Here is a 23981-nt window from a genome sequence, read left to right as displayed (position 1 = left end):
GGATCGCGTCACGGGTGAGGTCGGCGTGGCGGCGGGGTTCGGCGGGCGCGGCCCCGCCGCGCGGCGGCGCGCAGCGCGGCGCGGGCCAGTTCCGGCCGGTCGGCGGCCCCGTCCAGGCTGGCGGCGAGCGCCCGCACGGTCGGGTGGCGGAACAGGTCGAGCATGGTGATCGAGCGGCCGGTGGCCTCGGTGAGCCGGGCGTACACGGCGGCCAGGGCCATCGAGTGGCCGCCGATGTCGAAGAAGTTGTCGGTGACGCCGACGGTGTCCCGGCCGAGCACGTCGCGCCAGATGCCGGCGATCAGCTCCTCGGTGCCGGTGAGCGCGTCCGAGCCGGTGGGCAGCGGCGCGCGGGCCGGTTCGGCGGTGGCGACGGTCATCGCGCCGAGCGCGGCCACACGCACCGCCGGGCGGGGCAGCTCGGGCGCCACCTCGGCGGCCGGCGCGTCCGGATCGGCGGCGAGCGCGCCGACCAGGGCGGCCAGGTCGGCCAGGAGCGCGCTGATCCGCTCGGCGGTGAACAGGTCCGGGTTGTGCACCACCTCGACGCCGGCCCGCCCGTCACGCTCCACCACGTAGACGGTCAGGTCGAACGGCGAGCCGGGCTTGGGCACCGACACCGGCTCGGCCGCCAGGCCGGTCAGCGCCAGCCGGGGCGGGGCGAAGTTGAGCACGTTGAACAGCACCTGCACCAGCGGGGCGCGGGAGGTGTCCCGGCCCACGCCGAGCGCCTCCACGATGCGTTCCAGCGGCGCGCCCGGGTGGGCGGTGACCTCGTGCAGCTCGGCGGCGGCCCGGTCGACCTGCTCGGCGAAGCTCGCGCCACCGGAGCGGACCCGCACCGGCACGGTGTCGATGAAGAACCCGATCACCTCGTCGAACGCGGCCAGCCGCCGGTCGGCGACGATCGCGCCGAGCACGTGCTCGTCGCCGCCGGTGACCCGGCGCAGCAGCTCGCCGAACGCGGCCAGCAGCACCGCGGCGACTGTGGTGCCGCGCCGCGCGGCCAGGTCGCGCACGTCCCGGTCGGCGGCCTCGTCCAGCCGTACCGCGGCCTCCGCGCCGGCGTACGTCTGCACGGCCGGGCGGGGCCGGTCGCGGGGCAGGTCCAGCACCGTCGGCGCGCCGGCCAGGTGCGCGGTCCACCAGGCCAGGTCGGTCTCGCCGCGGCGCCGGTCCCGGTCGGCGCGCCACACGGCGTAGTCGGCGTACGTGGCGGGCAGCGGCGGGCGGCCCGGCACGGACCGGCCGAGCGCGCGGGCGTACGCGAGCGCCAGCTCGTCGTAGAGCAGCGCCTCGGACCAGCCGTCGAAGACCGCGTGGTGCACGGTGACCGCGAGCACGTGCTCCTGCGCGGCGAGCCGGTACACGGTCACCTGCCAGGGCGGGCCGGTGGCCAGGTCGAACGCGTGCCCGGCGCCGGCCGCGAGCATGCCGGCCAGCTCGGTGTCCGGGTCGGCGGCGGCGGTCAGGTCGACCACCGGCACCGCCACGTCGGTGGGTTCCTCGCGGACCGCGTACGGCACGCCGCCGTTCTGCGGGATCCGCCAGCGCAGCACGTCGTGCCGTTCGGCGACGGCCCGCAGCGCGGCGCCGAGCGCGGCGACGTCCAGCGGCCCGCGCAGCCGGTGCGCGACGGCGATGTTGTACGGCGCGCTGGACGGGGCGAGCTGGTCCATGAACCACAGCCGCCGCTGCGGCGGGGACAGCGTCGGCGGGTTGCCGGTGGTCAGCCCGTCGGCGTCGGCCGGGTCGGCGGCGCGGACCCGGTCCACCAGCGCGGCGAACGTGCGGTCGGCGAACAGCACCCGGGTGTCCACCTGCCGGCCCAGCTCCGCGCGCAGCGCCGCGACCAGCCGCATCGCGGCGATGGAGTTGCCGCCGGCGGCGAGGAAGTCGCTGTCCGGGGCGGGCGCGGCGCCGAGCAGCCGGGTCCAGACGCGCCGGACCGCCGCCGTCACCGGGTCGTCGTCGGCGGACGCGTCGGCGACTGCGGCCGGGGTCGCCGCGGCCAGTTCGCGCAGCGCCGGCCGGTCCAGCTTGCCGGTGACCGGGCTGACCGGCAGCGCGTCCAGCCGCACCGTCCGGGCCGGCAGCATCGCGGTGGTCAGCCGCGTCTGCGCGTACGCCCGCAGCTCGTCGTCGCCGGGCGCGCCGGCCGGGGTGAGGAACGCGACCAGCTCGGCGCCGGCCGGGCCGGGCACCGCCTCCACCGCGACGCGCTCGACGCCGGGGCAGGCGGCCAGCACCGCCTCGATCTCGCCCAGCTCGATGCGCTGGCCGCGCACCTTGACCTGCCGGTCGGCGCGGCCCAGGTAGACGATCCGGCCGTCCGGGCCCTGCCGGACCAGGTCGCCGGTGCGGTAGAGCCGCTCGCCGGGGACGTCGCCGAACGGGTCGGGCACGAACCGCTCGGCGGTCAGGCCGGGCCGGTTCAGGTAGCCGTCGGCCAGGCCGGGCCCGCCGATCAGCAGCTCGCCGGTCTCGCCCGCCGGCACCGGCCGCAGGTCGGCGTCGACCACGTACGCCCGGTGGTTGGGCAGCGGCCGGCCGATCGGCATCGGGTCGGTGTCGGCCGGCGTGAGGTCGCAGGTGACCGCCAGCACCGTGGTCTCGGTGGGGCCGTAGCCGTTGAGGAACCGCCGGCCCGGCGCCCAGCGGGCGACCAGCTCGGCCGGGACCGCCTCGCCGCCGCAGAGCAGCACCCGCCATGACGGGAACCCGGCCGGGTCGAGCAGCGACAGCACGGTCGGGGTGATGAAGCCCCAGGTGACCTCGTGCGCGGCGACGAACCGGGCCAGCCGGACCGGGTCGGCCCGGTCGTCGGCGCCGAGCAGCTGCACCGCGCCGCCGAGCGTCAGCGGCACGAACAGGTCCATGGTGGCCGCGTCGAAGCCGAGCGAGGCGATGCCGAGGCTGCGGATCGAGGCGTCGGCGCCGGTCAGCGCGCTCACGCCGGTGACGAACTCGACGGCGTTGCGGTGGGTGGTCAGCACGCCCTTCGGGCGGCCGGTGGAGCCGGAGGTGAACAGCACGTACGCCGGGTCGCCGGGGCGGGCCGGGCAGGGCGCGAGCGGGGCCGGGCCGGGCAGGCCGAGCGCCGTCACGCCGGGCTCGTCGCCGAACTCGGCCGCCGCCGCGTCGCCGACGACGACCCGGACGCCCGCGTCGCGGACGATGCCGCGCAGCCGGGCCCGGGGGCCGCCCGGCTCCAGCGGCACGTACACGGCGCCGGCGAGCAGCACGCCGACCACCGTCGTCACCAGGTCGGGGGTACGCGCGCCGCACACGCCGACCCGGTCGCCCCGGCCGACGCCGTGCTCACGCAGCGCGGCGGCCACCCCGGCGGCCCGGTCGACGAGCTGCCGGTAGGTGAGCCGGGTGTCCCACTGGCGCACCGCCACCGCGTCCGGGGTGCGGGCCGCCTGCGCGGTGATCAGGTCGGCGAGGGTGGCGTCCGGCCAGGGCAGGTCGGTGCCGTGGACGGCGCTGACGGTCAGGGTGTCGGTCACCGGAGTGCTCCAAGGTGCTCGGCCGGGTCGGTGATCTGGAGGCGCAGTTCGCTGACGTAGCCGCGGCCCTGGGCGTCGGGCACCCAGGCCTCGGCGGGGGCGGGCAGCAGTTCGGAGACCACCACCGGCACGTCCGGGCCGGTCCGCAGCGCGGCGTCGACCATGGCGCACAGGGACTGCGCGTACAGCGGCCCGGTCAGGTCCACGTAGCAGGGTTTGATCTCGGTGCCGACCTTGACGAAGACCCGCTCGGGCAGGCCGGTCTCGGCGCGCCAGCGGCGTACCGCCAGGTAGCGGGAGGTCTCGTCGGGGTGGCCGCCCAGCCCGCACGCCCCGGCCGTGGTGCGCCAGGTGCGCCGTGCCACCACCAGCCGGTCGATGGTGATCCGGGGCGTGTACGCCGCGGCGCCGAGCAGCTTGAACGCGTCGAGCAGCAGCGAGCCGAGCAGCGTGGCGAAGACCTCCATCAGCGGCCAGCGGGCGCCGTCGGGGAAGACCGCGGTGAGCGTGTCGCCGGTGCGTTCGACCAGCACGGCGGTGGCCGGGACCAGGCGGTCCACGTCGGCGCCGTGCGCCGTGTCGATGCCGAGCTGGCGGTCCGCCGGGCCGGTCAGCGCGTACGTGGTGCGGGTGGTGCGGCGGGGGAAGCTGTCCGGCCACAGCACCCGCAGCCGGACCGGGCCCAGGTCGGCGTCGAGGTCGGCGCGCAGCGCCGCCGGGTCGGGGTGGAACGGGCTGAGCACCGCGCTGTCGAACGCGACCGACGCCGGGTGCAGCTCGCCGAGCACGAGCAGGAAGTCGCCGCGTTCGACGGCCTCCGGCGAGGCGGCGCACAGCTGCACGTCCGGGTTGTGCAGCCGGGCCGACGGCCAGCCGGGTCGGGTCGCCGGGAACAGTTCCCGGACCCGGTCGGTCAGGTCCGCGGCGCGCAGCCGCAGCTCCGGCTGCCCCTCGGGCAGGTCGGCCAGGCCGAACAGCTCGGCCCAGCGTGCGGTGAGCGTGGCGCCGGCCCGGCCGATCGGGCCGTCCGGGGAGACGAGCGTGCCCTGGGCCAGCAGCCACAGGTCGGCCAGCCGCACCGGGCCGTCGGCGGCCAGTTCCTCGTGCAGTTCGGTGAAGACCTCACCGCAGCGGGCGGCCACCTCGCCGGTGAACCAGCGGGCGGTACGCAGCACTACGGCGAGGGGCTCGGCGAGCGCGTCGATGACCGCCGACCCGATGCGGAACTCCAGTTCGCGGGCGGTCTCCTCGTAGCAGACGGTGCGGGCGGCGTACATCTGCCCGCTGTGCCGGGTGGCCGGGCGGCCGGTGACGGCGGTGAACTCGGCGTTGAGCGCGGCGAGCGCGGCGCCGAGCCGGTCCGGGTCGCCGGCCGACGCGGCCACCTCGTCGCGGGCGGCGCGCAGCCGGCCGAACTCGGCCGCTGTGGCGGCGCGGACCGGCTCGTCGCCGATCGCGGCGATCCGCGCTTCGAGCACCAGTTCGGCGTCGGGCGCGATCGGCAGGTTCGCGCCCCAGCTGAGCTGGCCGCGCTCGACCCACCGGTCCAGCAGCAGGTAGACGTCGTCGGCGCTGTGCACGTCACCGGCGTCGCACAGCCGCTGCGCCAGCTCCACCGCGGGGGTACGCCCGTCGCAGGCGCCGAGCACCAGCGCCTCGACCGGGGTCAGCGCGATCGGCGGGTGCAGCGGCCAGCGCAGCTCCCGGCCGGCGACGGTCAGGTGCGGTTGCAGGGCGGGCGCCCACCAGCGGCGCACCGCCAGGTCGTCGGCGAGCCGGTCGGCGTACGCGATGAGCGCCCACGCCTCGAAGTACACCCGCCGCCGGTGTACCAGCGCGGCACCGGGCACGGTGTGCACGCCGGGCCGGGTGGTGTCGAACGTGCCCCAGCAGACCGGGCCGAAGAAGCCGATGGTCTCGGCCTTGCCGCAGTAGCGCTGCCAGTAGCGCAGCAGGCTCAGCTCGCGCTTGCGGCGGCGCACGTTGCGGACCTGCGGGTCGGTGCGCAGCAGCCCGTCCAGCGCGATCAGCATGTCCGGGTTCTGCCAGGTCACCGCCTCGCGCAGCAGCGGGTCGGCGGCCAGCTCGCCGGCCACCGCGGAGGACTCGGCGAACGCCTCGCGCAGCGTCTTGTCGAACACCTCGGCGCCGGTGTCGCCGGCGATCAGCGCGTCCGCGACGGCGGCGCAGTCCGGCGCGGCGAACCGGTCCAGCCCGGCGGCCGGGAAACCGGCGGTCCGCAGGACCACGTCACGCCACACCGACCAGCCGGTGTCGCCCAGGGGCACCAGATGGCTCACCGGTGGTCCTCCCGCCGGGCGTCGGTGATGTGCAGGCGCAGCTCGCTGAAGTAGCGGCGGCCCTGTCCGTCGGGCACCCACGCCTGCTCCGGGGCGGGCAGCATCTCGCTGACGGTGAACGAGACGTCGTCGCCGCCGTCGACCCGGGCGGCGCGCGCCATCGCGCAGAGCGTGGTGGCGAACGCCGGCGCGGACAGGTCGACGAAGCAGGGCTTGGTCTCGGTGCCGAACTTGACGTACACCTGTTCGGGCAGGCCGAGGCGGCGGCGCCAGTCCCGGACGGCGAGGAAGCGCTCGCGCTCCCCGTTCGGGACGGCCAGGCCGCTGTCGCCCACTGTGGTCCGCCACGTCTGCCGGGCCAGCACCAGCCGGTCCACGGTGATCCGGGGCGTGTACGGCGCGGCGGCGACCAGCTTGAAGCCGTCCACGGCGTGCGCGCTGAACGGCTCGGCGAAGATCTCGGTGAGCGGCCAGCGCTGCCCGTCCGAGGCGGTCGCCACCAGTTCGCCGTCGACGTCGTCGACGACCAGGTCCACTGTGGGCAGCACGCGGGCCGGGTCGGCGCCGGGCGCGTCGAGGAACGCCAGGTGCCGGTCGGTCGGGCCGGTCAGCGACTCGGCGGTACGGCTGGTCCGGCGCGGCCAGTCGGCCGGGAACAGCAGCCGGACGCGCCGCTGCCCGAGGTCCGCCGCCAGCGCGTCGCGCAGCCGCTCCACGTCCGGGTGCGACGGGGTGAACACGGCGCAGTCGAACGACGACCAGGCGGCGTGCAGCTCACCGAGCACCACGGTGTAGTCGCCGCGCCGCAGCGCGTCCGCGTCGGTGGCGCAGATCTGCAGGTCGGGGCTGTGGATGGCGGCGTTGGACCACTCCGGGCCGGCGCCGGGGAACACCGCGTCGATCCGGTCGGCGAGGTCGGCCGCGCGCAGCCGTACGTCGGTGGTGCCGGCGGGCAGCGTGTCCAGGCCGAACAGCCCGGACCAGCGGGCGGCGAACTCCGCCGCCACCGCGTCGACGGGCCGCTCGCCGTCGCCCCAGAACATGCCCTGGGCCAGGAACCACAGGTCGGCCAGCGGCACCGGGCCGCCGGACTCGGCGCGCAGTTCCTCGTACAGGCCGCGCAGCACGTCGAGGTAGGCGCGGGCGAGCGCGTTGGCCAGCCAGCGGGCGGCGCGCAGCAGCACGTCCAGCGGGGCGGCCAGCTCGGCCAGCAGCGGCGCGCCGAAGACCACGTCCAGGTCCCGGGCGCTGTCCTCGTAGCAGACCGTGCGCCCGGCGTACATCTGTCCGGCCCGGCGTACCGCGGGCACGCCGGTCAGCTCGGTGAACGTGGCGTCGAGCGCGTCCAGCGCGGCGCGCAGCCGCTCCGCGTCCCCGGCCGCCGCGGCCACCTCGTCGCGCGCGGCGCGCAGCCGGTCGAACCCGGCGCGGGCGGCGGCGCGGGCCGGCTCGTCACCGATCGCCTCGATCCGGTCGGCCAGCACCCGTTCGGCGTCCGGGCTCACCGGCAGGGCCGCGTCCCAGGTGATCAGTTCGCGCTCAACCAGGCGGTCGAGCAGCGCGTAGCCGTCCTCGGGGCGGCGCAGCCCGATCGCCGGGTCGGCGACCAGGTCGGCGGCGGGGCGCCGCCCGTCGGCCGCGCGCAGCAGCTCGGCCTCGACCGGGGTCAGCGTCAGCGGCGGACGTCCGGGGCGCAGCACGGCCCGGTCCCGGACCGCCAGGTGTGGCCGGAGCATCGGTGGCCACCAGCGGCGGACCGCCAGGTCCGCGCCGATCCGGTCGGCGTACGCGGTCAGCGCCCACGACTCGAACCACACCCAGCGTCGGCGGGTCAACCGGTCGCCGGGGTTGACCCGGGCAACTTCCGGCTGTGCCGGATCGACTGTGACCCAGCAGCTGGGCCCGAAGAAGCCGACCGTCTCGTTCTTGCCGCAGTAGCGCTGCCAGTACTTCAGCAGCGCCCGTTCCCGGTCGCGGCGGCGTACGTTGCGGGCCGCGTCGGCGCCGCCGCGCACCAGCCCGTCGAACGCGACGAGCGCGCCCCGGTTCTGCCAGGTGACCGCCTCGCGAAGCAGCGGATCGGCGGCCAGCGCGCTGAACCGCTGCGCGCCGGAGCGCAGCGCCTCCTCGAACTCCTTGTCGAACCGGTCCGCGCCCGCGCCGGTGGCGAGCAGCTCGTCGGCGGCGGTGGCGGCCCGGGGCGCGCTGAACAGCTCCAGCCCGTCGGCCGGGAACCCGGTGGTACGCAGCACCGCGTCGCGCCACACCGACCAGCCGGTGTCGCCGAGGGGGACCCGGTGCGCGGCGCCGGCGGTCCCGCGGCCGGCGGCGCGCACCGGGTCCGGACCCGCGTCCGGCGTGCCGGCGCGGGGGTCCGAGAGCGCGGCGGTCAGGTCGGCGCGGATCAGCGCGGCCAGCTCGGGCAGCCGGTCGTGCAGGAAGAAGTGCCCGCCGTCCAGCTCGTGCAGGGTGAACCCGGCCGCGGTGTGCTCGGCCCAGGCCGCGTTCTGGTCCCGGGTGACCGCCCGGTCGGTGCGGCCGGCGAACGCGACGATCGGCACCGGCAGCGGTTCGCCGGGCACGTGGCGGTAGTCGTCGACCCGGCCGAAGTCGGCGCGCAGCAGCGGCAGCAGCAGTTCCACCAGCTCCGGGTGGTCGAGCAGTTCGGCGGGGAGGCCGCCGCCCTCGCCGAGGCGGCGCAGCAGCTCGTCGTCGCTCGCCCGGGACAGCCCGTCGAACGGGCCGGGGGTGCGTACGTGCGGGGCGCGGGCGCCGCCGACGTAGAGCCGCAGCGGCAGCGGGCGGCCGGTGCGGCGCAGCTCGCGGACCACGTCGAAGCCGAGCCGTCCGCCCATCGAGTGGCCGTAGATCGCGTACGGGCGGTCGGCCCGGGAGGCGATGGCGTCGGCCACCTCGGCGACGCTGAAGCGCGGGTCCTCGGTGATCCGGTTCTCCCGGCCGGGCAGTTGCACCGGCGTCACGTCGACGCTCTCGCCGAACTCGGACGCCCAGCGCCGGAACGCGCTGGCGCCCGCACCGGCGTAGGGCAGGCAGAACAATCGCACCGGGGCCTCGGGTCGGCTTCCGGCGGAGACGAACCAGTTCACCGCGGACCTTTCTGCACGGGGTCGATCCAGTGCCGGCGGCGCTGGAACGGGTAGGTGGGCAGTCCGGTGCGACGCACCGTGCCGTCGGGGTGCAGCTCGTGCCAGTCGACGTCGCGCCCGGCGACCCAGTCGGCGGCCGTCTCGCGCAGCGGACCGCCGTCGCCGGCGATCCGGGCGTCGGTGTCCAGCAGCACGTCCAGGGCGGACAGTGCGGCCGGCAGGTCGGCGGCGACCACCGCCGCCCGGTGCGCGAACGCCCGCCGGCCGAGCGCCAGCGTGGCGGCCACGTCGGACAGTGCCGGGGCGGCGCCGGCCAGGTGGGTCCGCAGGCGGGTCAGCGCGGCCCGCAGCGCCGCCGGGGTACGCGCGGAGACCGGCAGCAGCCACGGCCCCTCGCCGGGCGGGTCGGCCGGCTCGGCCGGTGGCGGCTGTTCCACCACCACGTGCGCGTTGGTGCCGCCGAGGCCGAACGCGCTGACCCCGGCGACCCGGCGCGCGCCGTCCGGCCAGTCCCGCGCCTTGGTGGGCACGTAGAACGGTCCGGCCGTCAGGTCGATCTCCGGGTGCGGGCGGGTGAAGTGCAGGTTCGGCGGGATCACCCCGTGCCGGACGGCGAGCACCGTCTTGATCAGCCCGGCGATGCCGGCGGCGGCGTCGAGGTGACCGATGTTCGTCTTGACCGAGCCGAGCGCTGTGGACTCGGCGGGCGCGGCGCCCGCGTACACCTCGTGCAGCGCCGCGACCTCGATGGCGTCACCGAGCGGCGTGCCGCTGCCGTGGCCCTCGACGAAGCGGACCTCGCCCGGCGCGACCTCGGCGGTGGCGAGCGCGCCGGCGACGGCGGCGGCCTGCCCGGCCGGGCCGGGCACCGCGAAGCCGGCCCGGTCCGGGCCGTCGTTGGTGACCGCCCAGCCGGGCAGGATCGCGTAGATGCGGTCGCCGTCGGCCTGCGCGTCGGCGAGCCGGCGCAGGGCGACCACGCCGGCGCCGGAGCCGAAGCCGGAGCCGGCGGCGGCCTCGTCGAAGGCGCGGCACCGGCCGTCGGGCGAGACGAGCCCGCCCGCCCGGTGCCGGGGCCACATCACGGTGGAGCCGCCGGCCAGGGCCAGGTCGCACTGGTAGTCGGCGAGGCTCTGCGCGGCCACGCACACCGCGACGAGCGAGCTGGAGCAGGCGGACTGCACGGCCATCGCCGGGCCGGTCAGGCCGAGCCGGTAGGCCACCTGCCCGGGCAGGTGGTCGGTGAGCTGGCGGCCGACGAGCCGGGCCTCCCAGTCGTCCGGGTCGACGTCGCCGACCACCGCCGGGTTGTCCATCAGGTGGAACAGGAAGTAGCGGTTTGCCGAGGTGGCGGCGTAGACGCCGACCAGCCCGGGGAAGCGGGCCGGGTCGTGCCCGGCGTCCTCCAGCGCCTCCCAGGCGGTCTCCAGGAACAGCCGGTGCTGCGGGTCGGTACGGGCGGCCTCGTCGGCGCCGAAGCCGAAGAACTCGGCGTCGAAGTCGGCCACCCCGTCGAGCCGGCCGGTGGCGCGCACGTGCCGGGGGTCGGCGAGCAGGCCGGGCCCGACGCCGAGCGCGGCCAGTTCCTCGTCGGTGTGGTCGTGCACCGAGTCGACCCCGGTGCACAGGTTCCACCAGTACGTGGCCACGTCGGGTGCGCCCGGGAACCGGCCGGCGAGGCCGACCACGGCGATCTCGTCGCCGGTGTACTCGCGGGCGGCGCGTACCGGCGCGGCGGGCGCGGGCAGCACCGGGGCGCGGACCGCCTCGGGCGGGGCGTCGAGCAGCGCCGCCTGGGTGGCGACGGTCGGGTGGTCGAACAGGCGCAGCATCGGCAGGCGGACGCCGAACCGCTCGGCGAGGCGCTGCTGAACCTGGCCCAGCAGCAGCGACTGCCCGCCCACGTCGAAGAAGCTGTCGGTGCGGCCGACCGCGTCGCGGCCGAGCACCGCGCACCAGATGTCGTGCACGGCGCGCTCGGTCTCGGTGGCCGGCGCCGCGTCGGCGGGCACCTCGGTCACCGGGTCGGGCAGCGCCCGCTCGTCGACCTTGCCGGTGACGGTGAGCGGGAACTCGTCGACCACCACCACCGCGCGGGGCACCGCGTAGTCGGGCAGCTCCGCGGTCAGGGCGGCGCGCAGCGCCGCCGGGTCGGGGCGGGCGCCGGCCGGGCGGGCGTACGCGAGCAGTTCGCCGTCGCGCACGATGGCGCGGACGCCGGCGACGCCGGGCTGGGCGGACAGCACCGCTTCGATCTCGGTCAGCTCGACGCGGTGCCCGCGTACCTTGACCTGACGGTCGAGCCGGCCGAGGCAGACCAGTTCCCCGCCGGGCAGCAGCCGGCCGAGGTCACCGGTGCGGTACGACGGCACCCCGTCGACGTCGACGCCGAACCGGTCGCTGTCCTGGTTGAGGTAGCCGGGGGCGAGGTGCCGGCTGTGGACGACGATCTCGCCGGTGTCCGGGGCGAGGTCGAGCCGGTAGCCGGGGAACGCGGTGCCGACCGGCAGCGGCCCGCGGGCGTCCGGGTCCACCTCGGACAGCGGCTGCACGTGCCGGGCGGCGAACGTCATCTCGGTGGCGCCGTAGCCGTTGACCAGCACGCACTCGGGGGCGAACCGGTCCCGGCCGCGGGCCGCGTCGGTCCAGGTGGCCTGTTCGCCGCCGAGCAGCACCGCCCGCACCGTGGCCAGCCGGCGCGCGCCGAGCGTGTCGAGCAGGAAGCGGTAGACGGTGGGCGTGCAGTGCAGCACCGTGGCGCGGTGCCGGTCGAGCTGCTCGACGGCGTACGCGAGTCCCTGGCGGCGCAGGTCGACCGGGACGACGGCGGCGCCGGTGAGCAGCGCCGGGTAGAGGTCGGGGATGGCGGCGTCGAAGCTGAACGACGCGAGCAGGCTGAGCCGGTCGTCCGGTCCGACGCCGAGTGCGGCGATCTGGTTGTCGACGACGTGGGCCAGGTTGCGGTGGGTCTGCCCGACCGCCTTGGGCACGCCGGTGGAGCCGGAGGTGAACAGCACGTACGCCAGCGCGTCCGGCTCGGCCGGAACCGGGCGCAGTGGGGCCGGCGGCACCTCGTCCAGCGGCACGACCGGACGCTCGCCGGCCAGCGCCGAGGCCAGGTCGCGGTGCTCGGCGGCGCACGCGACGGCGGTGACGCCGGCGGCGTCGACCATGTGGCGCAGCCGGGCGACGGGGAAGCCCGGGTCCAGTGGCACGTACGCGCACCCGGCGGCCAGGGCGCCGAGCAGCGCCGCGACGGTCGGTGCGCCGTGCGCGGTCAGCAGCGCGATCCGGTCTCCGGGACGCAGGCCCGCGGCGGCGAACACGGCCATGTGCCCGCCGGCCGCCCCGGCCAGCTCGGTGTAGGTGACCTCGTGGGTCTCACCGAGAAGTGCCGGACGTCCGCCGTGTACTGCCGTGATCGCGCCGAAACGATTGATAATCATCGGCTCCGCCATGTCAGGAAGCGGGATACGCTCCACAGAGGACAGGCACGCAGCAATCGACGAATGTGATCATTGATCCCCCCCAGGACTTCACATTGGAAGCAGAATATTGCTCAATCACCGCGCCGGAAGAGCATCGATGCGGCTTGAGCCGAAGGGAGGAAGACGTCCTGGAACCTCGGACGGAGGAATCCGTCCGATCATCCCTCTAGCGCGTAGACGTTTTACAGCGTACGCGAACGCCGACGAGTTATTTTACGGTGAAAATACTTTCTGGCAGTCGAATCTTCGTCGGAGCGGCCCCGGTGCCGCAGCTCAACCCGGATCGCGGGGAGCCTGCTCAGACATCGTAGGGTGGCCGCGGGATCGGGTCCACCATCGCGTCGAAGCCCTTCGGAAGCTGCGCGACGAGGTCCTGGAACTCCCCCACCGTCACCGTGTCGCGCAGCGTGGCGAGCACCGCCACCGCGCCCACCTCGGCGACCGCCGGATCCACCGCCGCACGCTCGGCCACCCGGTACAGGAAGTCCACCGCGCCGCCGGTCACAGCGATCCCACCCGGCTCCAGATAGCCGCCGACGTCGTCCGGCAACTGCGCCGCCAGGTCGGCCGTCTCGTCCGCGGTGACCCGCTCGGCGAGGGTCTGCAACACCGCCCGGGAGATGGTCGCGGCCTCGTCGGACGGCAACTCGGACCGCCGCGCCACCGCCTCGACGAACAGGGGGAACCGCATCCCACCCCTCCCCTCGCCGCCGGCGGGCACCACGCCCGCACCGGTCGGCCCCGGCGGGTACCCGCCTCCACCCCGGCCAAACGCCCCCGGCCCGCGGCCGGTCACCACGAGTGGCTGCCGCACCACGAACCGGGAGTAACATCCGGCCCATGGCCCCCGTCACCACCCATCCCGGCGCCTGCCCGCTGGACTGCCCCGACACCTGCGTCTGGCAGCTCACCGTCTCCGACGGCGTCGCGGTCGGGCTGCGCGGCGACCGCGACCACCCGTTCACCAGGGGCGCGCTCTGCGGCAAGGTGAACCGCTACCTGGACGCGGTGAACGGGCCGGACCGGCTCACCACGCCCTGGGTCCGCACCGGCCCGAAGGGCGCGGGACGGGTCGCGTACCGGCCGGCGAGCTGGGACGAGGCCCTGGAGCGGGTGGCCGCCGGGCTGCGCGCCAGCATCGAACTCCACGGCCCGGAGTCGGTGCTGCCCTACTACTTCGCCGGCACGATGGGCCTGGTCCAGGGCTGGACCATGGGACCCCGGCTCTTCGCCCACCTGGGCGCGTCCCGGCTGGACACCACCATCTGCACGGCGGCGGCGCGGGCGGCGCTGCGCTCGCTGTACGGCGCCTCGGTCGGCTTCGAACCGGAGTCGATCGTCGAGGCGGAGCTGATCGTCCTCTGGGGCGCCAACCCGCTGGTGACCAACCTGCACCTGTGGCCGTTCGTGCAGCAGGCCCGCGAGCGCGGCGCGTACGTGGTGACGATCGACCCGCTGCGCACCGACACGGCGGCCCGCAGCGACGAGCACGTCGCGCCGCTACCCGGCACCGACGCGGCGCTCGCGCTCGGGCTGATGCGCCACGTCCGCGACGCCGGGGCGGCCGACGAGGCGTGGCTGGCCGCGCACACCACCGGCTGGCCGGAACTGGCCGCCCGGCTCGACGACTGGCCGGTGGAGCGGGCCGCCGCCGAGTGCGGCCTGCCGCCCGAGGTGGTACGCCGCCTCGGCGAGCGGATCGCCACCACCCGGCCCACCGCGATCCGCGTCGGGCTGGGCCTGCAACGGCACCACGGCGCCGGGCAGGCGATCCGGGCCATCTGCGCGTTGCCGCTGGTCACCGGCGACTTCCGGTACCCCGGCGGCGGGGCGCTGGTGACCACCAGCGGCCACCACCGCATCGACAACGGTCCGGTGATCCGGCCGGCCGGCATGCCGGCCCCACCGGCCCGGACGCTGAACATGAGCCGGCTGGCCACCGTGCTCACCGGGGAGGCCGACCCGCCGGTCACCTCGCTCGTGGTGTTCAACGCCAACCCGGCGGCGACCGCGCCGGACCAGGCCCGGCTGCTGGCCGGGCTGGGCCGCGCCGACCTGTTCACAGTGGTGCTGGAGCAGCGCTGGACCGACACCTGCGACTACGCCGACGTGGTGCTCCCGGCCACCATGCAGCCCGAGCACCTGGACCTGCAGACGTCCTACGGGCACCACTACACGACGCTGAACCTGCCGGTCACCCGCGCGCCGGGCGAGGCGCTGCCGAACACCGAGATCTTCCGGCGGATCGCCGCCGCGCTCGGGATCGACCACCCGGCGTTCTCGGACAGCGACGAGGACCTGGCCCGGCAGTTGCTGGCCGGCGCGCCGATCACGTACGAGGAGCTGCGCGAACGCACGTACGCCCGGCTCACCGGCGTGCCGGTCGGGTCCGCGCCGTACGCCGCTGGTGGTTTCCCCACCCCGGACGGGCGGGCCCGGCTGCACGACCCGGCGCTCGCCGCGCTCGGGGTGGACCCGCTGCCCGGGTACACGCCACCGGCCGAGGCGGCCGACCCGGAACTGGCCCGCCGGTTCCCGCTGACGCTGCTCACCCCGGCCAACCGCTACCTGATGAACTCCACGTTCGCGTCGCTGCCCTGGCACACCCGCCGGGCCGGGCCGCCGCGGCTGCACCTGCACCCGGCCGACGCGGCGGCGCACGGGCTCGCCGACGGCGACGCGGTGCGCGTGCACAACGACCGGGGCGCGTTCCTCGCCGCGGTGGCGGTGGACGAGGCGACCCGGCCGGGGTGCGCGTTCACGTACAAGGCGTACTGGGCGCGGCGCAGCCCGGGGCGTTCCACCGTCAACGCGGTCACCGGCGTCCGCGACACCGACCTGGGCGAGGCGCCGACGTTCCACGACTGCCGGGTGGCGGTCGAGCCGGTGCCGGCCGCCCTACTGACCGCCGAGCCGCCCCTGGACGAGGTCGCCGAGCCGGTAGCAGCTGGGTGATTCGGGACCTCCGGCCCCCTGACCTGGTCATTGCGCCCCTGCTCCTCCCCCGTCGCCGCGGCCTAGCGTCGGGGGCGGACACAGGGAGGTTCGCCATGCGTACGTGGCAGGTGCAGGACGTGATGACCAGGGACGTGGCGTCGGTACGGGAGGGCACGGCGTACCGGGAGATCGTCGACGTGCTGACCGACCGGCACGTCACGGCGGCGCCGGTGGTGGACGAGACCCGGCGGGTGCTCGGCGTGGTGTCCGAGGCGGACCTGATGTACAAGGTGGAGCTGCTGGGGCAGCCCCGGGAGCGGCGGATCCTGCCCGACCGGCACCGCCGCGAGGCGCAGGCGAAGGCCGGTGCGACGCTCGCCGCCGACCTGATGACCGCTCCGCCGGTCACGATCACGCCGGACGCCACGATCGTGGAGGCGGCCCGGCTGATGGACACGCGCGGCGTGAAGCGGCTGCCGGTGGTCGACGACCTCGGCCGTCTGGTCGGCATCGTCACCCGCGGTGACCTGCTCAAGGTGCACCTGCGCCCGGACGCCGGCATCCGGCGCGACGTGGTCGAGGAGGTGCTGTGGCGCAGCCTCGGCGTGCGCGACGGCGTGGTCGACGTGACGGTGCAGCGGGGTGTGGTGACGCTGACCGGGCAGGTGGAGCGACGCTCCACGGCGCAGCTCGCGGTGCGGCTGGCCCGGCAGGTCAGCGGCGTGGTCGAGGTGGTCGACGCGCTCGGCTACGCGATCGACGACGCCCCGATGGCGGCCCTGCGCGTCGGCGTCGCCTGAGCCTGGCCGGCCCGCGTCGGTCCACCCGGCGCCCACCGGTGTCACTCCTGGGCGAGCGCGTCCAGCACCAGCGCGGCGGTCCAGCTGAACGCCGGTGAGCCGAGTCCGGCGCCGGTGTCCGGATGGAAGTACTCGTGGCAGCCGGCCCGGTCGACCAGGTCGAGCAGCGACTCGCGCAGTCCGGCGGCCAGGTCGGCCCGTCGGTGGGTACGCAGACCCTGCCAGAGCAGCCAGCCGGTGTTGATCCAGCTCGGCCCGCGCCAGTAGCGCAGCGGCTCGAAGTCCGGGGCGGTGCGGTCGTACGTGGGCAGCGGCCGGTCCATCCGGGCGGCCAGCCCGAAACGCGGCGAGCACGCCTCGGCCAGCACCGCCGACACCTGCGCGGCGGGCAGTTCGGGCAGCGCCAGCGGCATCAGCCCGAGCACGGTACGGGCCGGCACGAGGCGGTCGGCGCGCACGTCGCGGGGACGGAACGTGCCGGTGACCGGGTCCCAGAGCCGGGTGACGATCGCCTCGGTGATCCGGGCCCCCCGGTCCCGGTGCGGCCCCGGGTCGGCGCCGATCACCGAGGCGATGCGCGCGAGGGCGTACTCGGAGACGCCGAGCGCGGCGTTCACCAGCGGGCACTCCACCAGGAACGGGTGCCGCCCGAGCAGCCCCTCGTCCCGGTAGCGGCCGGCGCGGTACGACTCCACCAGCGCGACGTAGCGCGCGTAGTCCAGGTCGGTGGGGCGCTGCGCCGCGTCGGCGTGCGCGGTGTCGTGCCGGCGGTACGCGCGCATCACCGCCTCGTCGGCGGGCACCCCGGCCAGCGGCGCGTCCCAGGCCGGGCTGTTGTCCAGTCCGGACTCCCACGGGTGCACGATCGCGGCCAGCCCGCCGCCGCCCGCGTCGCGCCGCCCGGTCAGGTAGCGCTGCTGCGCGACGAGCCTCGGGTAGAGCCGCCGCAGCGCGGCCACCGACGCCTCGGAGGAGGCGCGGCGGTGCACCAGCCAGGCGGCCGGGGCGTGCACCGGCGGCTGGACTATGCCGGAGGTGGCGCGGGCCGGGGCGCCGTCGGCGCGGGCCGAGTCCCAGAACTGGGGCCCGGGGAAGTACGGCCCGGCACGGGAGGCGGGGTTGAACACGATGTGCGGCACCCGCCCGTCGATCCACTGCGCGGCGAACAGCGTCCGCAGCTCCCGCCAGGCCCGGTCGGGGCGGACGTGGGCCAGGCCGATCGCGATGAACGCCGAGTCCCAGCTCCACTGGTGCGGGTAGAGCGTGCGGGAGGGCACCGTGTGGTCGTGTTCCCAGTTGGCGTCCAGGGTGGCCAGCGCGAGGCGGCGCAGCCGGGCGTGACGGTCGGCGTCGGCGCGTACCCCGGTGGTCAGCGTCATGCGGCGGCCCGCCGGGGACGGGCCTGGGCCAGCGCGGTGGCGGCCTGGCGCAGCGCGGCGACCGGCTCGCCGCGCAGCCGGCACTCCAGCGCGAGCCAGCCGGTGTAGCCGATCGCGTCCAGCGTGGCCAGCAGCGCCGCCCAGTCGAGGTGCCCCGCGCCGGGCTGGTGCCGGTTGGAGTCGCTGACCTGCACGTGCCCGAGGTACGGCGCGGCGGCGCGCAGCGCGGCGTGCGGGTCGTCCTCCTCGATGTTCATGTGGTACGTGTCGGCGGCCACCCGCAGCGCCGGTGAGCCGACCGCGCGGCACAGCTCGACGGCCTGGTCGAGTCGGTTGACCATGTGGTCCTCGTACCGGTTGAGCGGTTCCAGGAACACGGTGACCCCTTCGGCGCGGGCGTGCCCGGCCAGCTCGCCCAGGGCGTCGACGAGCACCCGCCGGTCGTCGTCGGCCGAGCGTGGTGGTTCGAACGGGGGCAGCCGGCGGGAGAACATGCCCCACGCGGCAGGGGTCATCGCGCCGACGCCGCCCAGCTCGGCGATCACCGAGAGCTGGGAGCGCAGGTTGTCCACCGCGTCGCGGGATCGGCCCGGGTCGAAGTCGCCGACGAAGTGGTCCATCTCGACGCAGACGGTCGGCATGACCACGCCGGCGGCGCGGGCGCGGCGCAGCTCCGGCAGCCGCCCGGCCAGCGCGAGGTCACCCCGGCCGCGCAGCTCGATGCCCTGGTAGCCGAGGGAGACGGCGAGGGCGTACTTCCCGATCAGGTCGGCGCCGGGGAGCAACTGCTCCTGGCAGGCGAGCGGAATGTCCATCAGAACCTCAGCACCACTTGGAGGACGTCACCGTCACCGCGGTCGAGCAACGCCAGGGCGTCGGCCACCGCGCCCGCGTCGACGACGTGGCTCACCAGCGGCAGCGGGTCGACGCTGCCCTCGGCCACCAGGTCCATGAACGTGTCCGCGATCCGGGTCCCGGACCACCGGCCGGCCGTGCCGGGCGCCGGGTCCGGCCCGGAGACCTGGGCGGCCACCAGCTGGATCCGGTTGTGGTGGAACTCCTCGCCGAGTTCCAGCCCGTGGGCGTACCCCTGGTAGAAGCCGGCCGCGACGACGCGGCCGGCGTGGGCGGTGGCCCGGATCGCCTCGTGCAGCGCCGGGTACGACCCGGACAGCTCCAGGCACACGTCGGCGCCCCGGCCGCCGGTGTCGGCGCGCAGCGCGGCGGCGGGCGACTCGGCGGCGGCGTCGACCGTCCGGCGGGCGCCGAGCCCGGTGGCGTGCGCGAGCCGCCCGGGCATCCGGTCGACGGCTACCACGCGGGCGCCGGAGAGCACCGCGAGGCGCGTGCCGAGCAGCCCGATCACGCCCTGCCCGAAGACGCCCACCCAGTCGCCCAGGTGCAGGTCACCGGCGAGCACCGCGGTCAGCGCGATGGCGCCGGGGCGGGCGAAGACGGCGGCGAGCGGGTCGATGCCGGGCGGCAGCGGATGCGCCGCCGCGGCGGACAGCACCGCTTCGGCGCGGTGCCCCCAGATGCCCCAGACGAGCTGGCCGGGCCGCCGCCCGGCGACGTCGGTGGCGACCTCGACGATCTCGCCGACCTCCTCGTAACCGAAACCCACCACCGGGTACGCGGACCCGGCCTGGCGGGGCACGAACATGCGGGCGCCGGCGTCCCAGTCCTTGCGCAGTCGCGGGTTGCTGCCCCGGTAGAGCGTCAGCTCGGTGCCGGCGGAGATGCCCGAGTAGTGGGTGCGGACGCGGACCTGGCCCGGACCGAGCCGGTCCGCGGGGCAGGGCTCCAGGCGTACGTGCCGGGGCCCGGCCAGAGAGACAACCCAGTTGCTCATGGCGTCGCTCCGAAGAAAGTGCCGGCCTCGATTCTAACCCAAAAAATGGGCATATGTGATTACATTGACGAATCGATGGGTATTAGCGGCAGGCCGTACTCTTTCGAGAGGAGTGCCACCGATGTCATCACCCTCCACACGGCGGCTCGCAATCAGCCTGATCCTGGCACTGGCCGGGACCGGCGTGGCCGCATGCAGCGACGACGGGCAGAAATCCGACAGTTCCCGGATCACCGTCTGGAGCCTGGAAGACGTGGCGGACCGGGTCGCCGCCACCAAGGCGATCATCGCCGACTACACCGCCAAGACCGGCGTCCAGGTCAACCTCGTCACCGTCAACGAGGACCAGTTCCCGTCCCTGATCGCCTCCAGCGCCGCCGCCGGCGACCTGCCCGACGTGGTCGGCTCGGTCTCGCTCGCCGGGGTGCGCACGCTGTCCGCCAACGAGCTGGTGGACGCCGACGCCAACGGCGCCGTCGTCGAACGGCTCGGCCGGGACACGTTCACCCCGCGCGCGCTGGAACTCACCAGCGACGGCGGCACGCAGCTCGCCGTACCGAGCGACGGGTGGGGCCAGCTGCTCGTCTACCGCAAGGACCTGTTCGACGCCGCCGGCCTGCCGGCGCCCGACACGTACGAGAGGATCGCCGCCGCCGCGGCGAAGCTGAACACCGGCGGCGTCGCCGGCATCACCGCGGCGACCGCCCCCGGTGACGTGTTCACCCAGCAGACGTTCGAGCACCTGGCGCTGGCGAACAACTGCCGGCTCACCGACGACTCCGGCAAGGTCGTTCTCGACTCCCCCGAGTGCGTCGAGGCGTTCCGCTTCTACGGCGACCTGATGCGCAACAACTCGGTCAAGGGCGCCCAGGACGTCGACACCACCCGGGCCACCTACTTCGCCGGCAAGGCGGCCATGCTGATCTGGTCGCCGTTCATCCTCGACGAGCTGGCCGGGCTGCGCGCCGACGCCCGTCCCACCTGCCCGCAGTGCCAGTCCGACCCGGCGTGGCTGGCCAAGAACAGCGGGTTCGTCACCGCGATCAAGGGCCCGAACGGCACCGAGCCCGCCCAGTACGGCGAGGTCAGCTCCTGGTCGGTGCTCGACGGCGCGGCCGACCCGGCGAAGTCGTTCGTGGAGTACATGCTCTCCGACGGCTACCCGCGCTGGTTCGGCATGTCCCCCGAGGGGCGCTTCCCGGTGCGCACCGGCACGCCGGAGGACAAGCAGAAGTTCCGCACCGCCTGGAACACCAGCCCGGCCGGCGTGGACACCAAGAAGCCACTGTCCGAGGTCTACGGCGAGGACGTGCTCGCCACCCTGCGGCGCAGCCCCGACACGTTCCAGCGCTGGGGCCTGACCGAGAACCAGGGCAAGCTCGTCGGCGCCATCCTGGGTGAACTACCAGTGCCCAAGGCGCTCGCCGACGTCGTCGGCGGCAAGTCCGACGCCCGCGCCGCCGCCGAACGCGCCCGCAAGGACGTCGAGGCGATAGCCAAGGGCGTCAATTGACCACCACCGCGCCGGAGGCCGGCCGCTCCCCCACCCCGGAGCGACCCCGCCGACCCGGCCGCCGCCCGCTGACGCTGCGCCGCCGCGAGTCCCGCGCCGGGCTCGCGCTGGTCGCCCCGACCCTGCTCGTCGTGCTCGCGGTGATCGGCATACCCATCGTCTGGACGGTGGTGCTGGCCTTCCAGCGGGTACGCCTGGCGACGCTGCGCAAGACCGGCCTGTTCGGCGAGCTGACACTGGACAACATCGACCGGGTGCTGCACACCCCCGGGTTCGCCGACACGCTCTGGACCACAGTGCTCTACAGCGTCGGCGGCACCGCCGGCTCGATAGTGGTGGGCCTGGTGGCGGCGCTGGCCGTACGCGGGCCGTTCCGGGGCCGCACGCTGGTCCGCGCGTCGATGCTGCTGCCGTACGTGGCGCCGGTGGTCGCCATGACGTTCGTCTGGCAGGTGATGCTGGACCCGCAGCTCGGCATCGTCAACGACTGGGGCAAGCGCTTCCTCGGCTGGGATCAGCCGGTGCCGTTCCTGTCGCAGGAGTCCACCGCGCTGTGGACGGTGATCGCGTTCGAGGCGTGGCGCTACTTCCCGTTCGCGTTCCTGTTCCTGCTGGCCCGGCTCCAGGCCGTCCCGGCGGAACTGGAGGAGGCTGCCCGGGTCGACGGCGCCACGCCCACGCAGCGGTTCCGGCACATCCTGCTGCCGCAGCTCATGCCGGTGATCGCGCTGATCGGCGTGCTGCGGTTCATCATGACGTTCAACAAGTTCGACGACGTCTACCTGCTCACCGGCGGCTCGGCCGGCACCGAGGTGGTGAGCGTCCGCGTCTACCAGTTCCTCACCGCCCGTACCGACATCGGCGCGGCCGCCGCCCAGGCCGTCGTGCTCGCCGTGGTGCTGCTCGTGTTCGTGGCGATCTACCTGCGCTTCTTCGGCGCGCGACGGGAGGCGTGATGGACCGGGACCGGATCGAGACGGTCAGCCTGCGCTGGCTGCGCCGGCTGGTGATCGCCGGGTTCCTGGTGGTCACGCTGCTGCCGTTCTGGTACATGCTGGTGCTGTCGGTACGCCCGATCGAACGCCTGCTGCTCGACCCCGGCTCGCTGTGGGTGCCGTTCGGCGAGCTGACCGTCGCCACGTACGCGGAGGTGCTGAAATCCGTCTCCGACGGCGGCCAGGGCTTCCTCACGTTCATCCGCAACAGCGGCCTGGTGGCGCTCGCCGCCACCGCGCTCACCCTGGTGATCGCCATTCCCGGCGCGTACGCGGTGTCCCGCCTGCGGTTCTTCGGCCGACGCCAGGTCAGCGCGCTGTTCCTGGCGGTCTACCTGTTCCCGTCGATAGTCATCGCGATCCCGCTGTTCGTGGTCTTCACCCGGGCCGGGCTGCGCGGGTCGCTGACCGGCCTGGTGCTCGTCTACATCTCGCAGACACTGCCGGTGTCGGTCTACATGCTGAAGAACTACTTCGAGACCATCCCGGTCAGCCTCGAGGAGTCGGCGGCGATCGACGGCGCCGGCCGGCTCGGCATCATCCGCCGGGTCAGCCTGCCGCTCGCCGCGCCGTCGGTGATGGCCGTCGCGCTGTACGACTTCATGATCGCCTGGAACGAGTACCTGTTCGCGCTGCTGTTCCTGGTCGACCGGCCCGACCGGTGGACCGTGTCGCTGGGGCTGTCGCTGCTCGCCGACGGCGTCGAGGTGCCCAAGACCGTGCTGATGGCCGGCTCGGTCATCCTCACGCTGCCGATCGTGGTGCTGTTCTTCGCCGGGGAGCGAATGCTCACCGAGGGACTCACCAGCGGGGCCGAGAAGGGCTGAGCGTCCGTGCCAGGATGATCGGGTGCGAGCATCACGGGAGGACCGACCGGCCGGCACCCGACTGGCCCGGCTGCTCACCGAGGCGCTCGCCCCGACCGTTCTGGTCACGGCGCTGCCGCTGATCGCCGCCGCCCGGGTCAGCCGCTCGGCGGGCCAGTTCCTGCTCTGGGGCGGCATCGCGCTCACGTTCTGCGCCGTCATCCCGATCGGCGTGCTCGTCCACGGCGTACGCCGGGGGCGGCTCACCGACCGGCACGTCGGCGACCGCACCCAGCGGGCCCGGCCGCTGTCGATCGGGCTGGCCTCGGTCGCGGCCGGGTTGCTGCTGCTGGCGGCGGTCCGCGCGCCCGCCGAACTGTTCGCCGTGATCGTGGTGGTCTTCGTGGTCGGCGCGGCGTGCGCGCTGGTGAACCACTGGTGGAAGCTGAGCATCCACGCGGCGGTCGCCGCCGCCACCGTCGCCGTGCTGGTGCCGCTGGCCGGGCCGGCGGCGAACCTCGGCTGGGCGCTCGTCGCGGCGGTCGGCTGGTCCCGGGTACGGCTGGTCGACCACACCTGGCCGCAGGTGCTGGCCGGCGTCGCGCTCGGCGGACCGCTGGCCGCCGGCACGTTCCTGGCGCTCGCCTGACCCGCCGCCACAAGATCAGCTACGGTGGCCTCATGGGCAAGCCGACCCGCTGGGTGACCGACACGAAGCCCGGCCACTCGCAGTGGTACGTGGACCGCTTCCGCCAGCTCGCCGCCGAAGGCGCCGACCTGTCCGGTGAGGCGCGGCTGCTCGACGCGCTCGTACCGCCGGCCGCGCGCGTGCTGGACGCCGGCTGCGGCACCGGCCGGGTCGCCGCCGCGCTCGCCGCACGCGGGCACGACGCCGTCGGCGTGGACGCCGACCCGACACTCGTCGAGGCGGCCCGCGCCGACCACCCCGGCCCCCGCTTCCTGGTCGCCGACCTGGCCGAGCTGGACCTGGCCGCGCAGGGTGAGGCCGAGCCGTTCGACGCCGCCGTGCTCGCCGGCAACGTGATGGTCTTCGTCGCCCCCGGCACCGAACGCGACGTGCTGGCCCGCGTCGCCGCCCACGTGCGCCCGGACGGCCTGGTGGTGATCGGTTTCGCCACCGACCGGGGTTACCCGGTCGGCGACCTGGACGCCGACGCGGTGGCCGCCGGGCTGCGCCCCGAGCACCGTTTCGCCACCTGGGACCTGCGCCCCTGGCGCGACGACGCCGACTTCGCGGTGAGCGTGCTGCGCCGCCCCGCCGACTGACCCTT

15 protein-coding genes are annotated in these 23981 nt (G+C 75.3%); 7 read left to right on the top strand and 8 right to left on the bottom strand.

All coding sequences use genetic code 11. From position 1 onward, the window contains the following. Positions 1–8: 8 nt before the first annotated feature. The 5 genes from PVK74_RS04175 to PVK74_RS04155 form a co-directional block, all read right to left on the bottom strand. Positions 9–3512, bottom strand: coding sequence for an amino acid adenylation domain-containing protein (locus PVK74_RS04175; protein WP_274478236.1), 3504 nt, complete (start codon positions 3510–3512; stop codon positions 9–11). After that, positions 3509–5812, bottom strand: a complete 2304-nt coding sequence (locus tag PVK74_RS04170) for a lantibiotic dehydratase (protein WP_274478234.1) — start codon at positions 5810–5812, stop codon at positions 3509–3511. Before PVK74_RS04170 ends, PVK74_RS04175 begins: the two co-directional genes overlap by 4 nt. Continuing rightward, the gene (locus tag PVK74_RS04165) at positions 5809–8919 is read right to left on the bottom strand and encodes a thioesterase domain-containing protein (protein ID WP_274478233.1); all 3111 of its coding nucleotides are present in this window, start codon (positions 8917–8919) and stop codon (positions 5809–5811) included. The genes PVK74_RS04170 and PVK74_RS04165 overlap by 4 nt, the downstream gene beginning before the upstream one ends. After that, the gene (locus PVK74_RS04160) at positions 8916–12365 is read right to left on the bottom strand and encodes a beta-ketoacyl synthase N-terminal-like domain-containing protein (protein ID WP_274478232.1); all 3450 of its coding nucleotides are present in this window, start codon (positions 12363–12365) and stop codon (positions 8916–8918) included. Before PVK74_RS04160 ends, PVK74_RS04165 begins: the two co-directional genes overlap by 4 nt. A 340-nt stretch (positions 12366–12705) precedes the next feature. Beyond that, complete coding sequence (locus PVK74_RS04155) at positions 12706–13098, bottom strand: DUF2267 domain-containing protein (protein ID WP_043324646.1); 393 nt, start codon at positions 13096–13098, stop codon at positions 12706–12708. A gap of 149 nt (positions 13099–13247) precedes the next feature. On the opposite strand from PVK74_RS04155, the gene PVK74_RS04150 reads away from it, so the two are divergent. Both PVK74_RS04150 and PVK74_RS04145 read left to right on the top strand, forming a co-directional pair. Further along, the gene (locus PVK74_RS04150; RefSeq protein ID WP_274478231.1) at positions 13248–15362 is read left to right on the top strand and encodes a molybdopterin-containing oxidoreductase family protein; all 2115 of its coding nucleotides are present in this window, start codon (positions 13248–13250) and stop codon (positions 15360–15362) included. A gap of 95 nt (positions 15363–15457) precedes the next feature. Further along, positions 15458–16144 carry a CBS domain-containing protein gene (locus PVK74_RS04145; RefSeq protein ID WP_064446192.1) on the top strand — a complete coding sequence of 229 codons (687 nt, stop codon included), beginning with the start codon at positions 15458–15460 and terminating at the stop codon, positions 16142–16144. Positions 16145–16185: 41 nt separating this feature from the next. Here the strand turns inward: PVK74_RS04145 and PVK74_RS04140 are convergent, their stop codons facing one another. From PVK74_RS04140 to PVK74_RS04130, 3 genes are read right to left on the bottom strand one after another with little or no spacing between them, the layout of a single operon-like run. Beyond that, entirely contained in the window at positions 16186–17523 is a 1338-nt protein-coding gene (locus PVK74_RS04140; protein WP_274478230.1) for an MGH1-like glycoside hydrolase domain-containing protein, read from the bottom strand. Next, positions 17520–18338, bottom strand: coding sequence for a sugar phosphate isomerase/epimerase family protein (locus PVK74_RS04135; protein ID WP_274478229.1), 819 nt, complete (start codon positions 18336–18338; stop codon positions 17520–17522). Before PVK74_RS04135 ends, PVK74_RS04140 begins: the two co-directional genes overlap by 4 nt. Next, positions 18338–19375, bottom strand: coding sequence for a zinc-binding dehydrogenase (locus PVK74_RS04130; protein WP_274478228.1), 1038 nt, complete (start codon positions 19373–19375; stop codon positions 18338–18340). The genes PVK74_RS04135 and PVK74_RS04130 overlap by 1 nt, the downstream gene beginning before the upstream one ends. Positions 19376–19496: 121 nt before the next feature. Between PVK74_RS04130 and PVK74_RS04125 the strand changes: the two genes are divergently transcribed. Genes PVK74_RS04125 through PVK74_RS04105 form a run of 5 tightly spaced genes read left to right on the top strand, consistent with a single transcriptional unit; the run spans position 19497 to position 23976 of the window. Next, positions 19497–20888, top strand: coding sequence for an ABC transporter substrate-binding protein (locus PVK74_RS04125; protein ID WP_274478227.1), 1392 nt, complete (start codon positions 19497–19499; stop codon positions 20886–20888). Then, complete coding sequence (locus tag PVK74_RS04120) at positions 20885–21844, top strand: carbohydrate ABC transporter permease (protein ID WP_274478226.1); 960 nt, start codon at positions 20885–20887, stop codon at positions 21842–21844. The genes PVK74_RS04125 and PVK74_RS04120 overlap by 4 nt, the downstream gene beginning before the upstream one ends. Beyond that, on the top strand, positions 21844–22710 hold the full coding sequence (locus PVK74_RS04115) for a carbohydrate ABC transporter permease (protein ID WP_043330209.1): 867 nt from the start codon (positions 21844–21846) through the stop codon (positions 22708–22710). Before PVK74_RS04120 ends, PVK74_RS04115 begins: the two co-directional genes overlap by 1 nt. Before the next feature lie 22 nt (positions 22711–22732). Continuing rightward, positions 22733–23338, top strand: coding sequence for a phosphatase PAP2 family protein (locus PVK74_RS04110; RefSeq protein ID WP_069088186.1), 606 nt, complete (start codon positions 22733–22735; stop codon positions 23336–23338). 32 nt (positions 23339–23370) lie between these two features. After that, complete coding sequence (locus PVK74_RS04105; protein ID WP_274478225.1) at positions 23371–23976, top strand: class I SAM-dependent methyltransferase; 606 nt, start codon at positions 23371–23373, stop codon at positions 23974–23976. Positions 23977–23981 lie beyond the last annotated feature (5 nt).

This window comes from Micromonospora chalcea (assembly GCF_028768405.1).
In the GTDB taxonomy this organism is placed as follows: Bacteria; Actinomycetota; Actinomycetes; order Mycobacteriales; family Micromonosporaceae; genus Micromonospora; species Micromonospora chalcea.
Note: the sequence above shows the minus strand (reverse complement) of the source record. Positions and strands in the feature narration are given on the sequence as shown.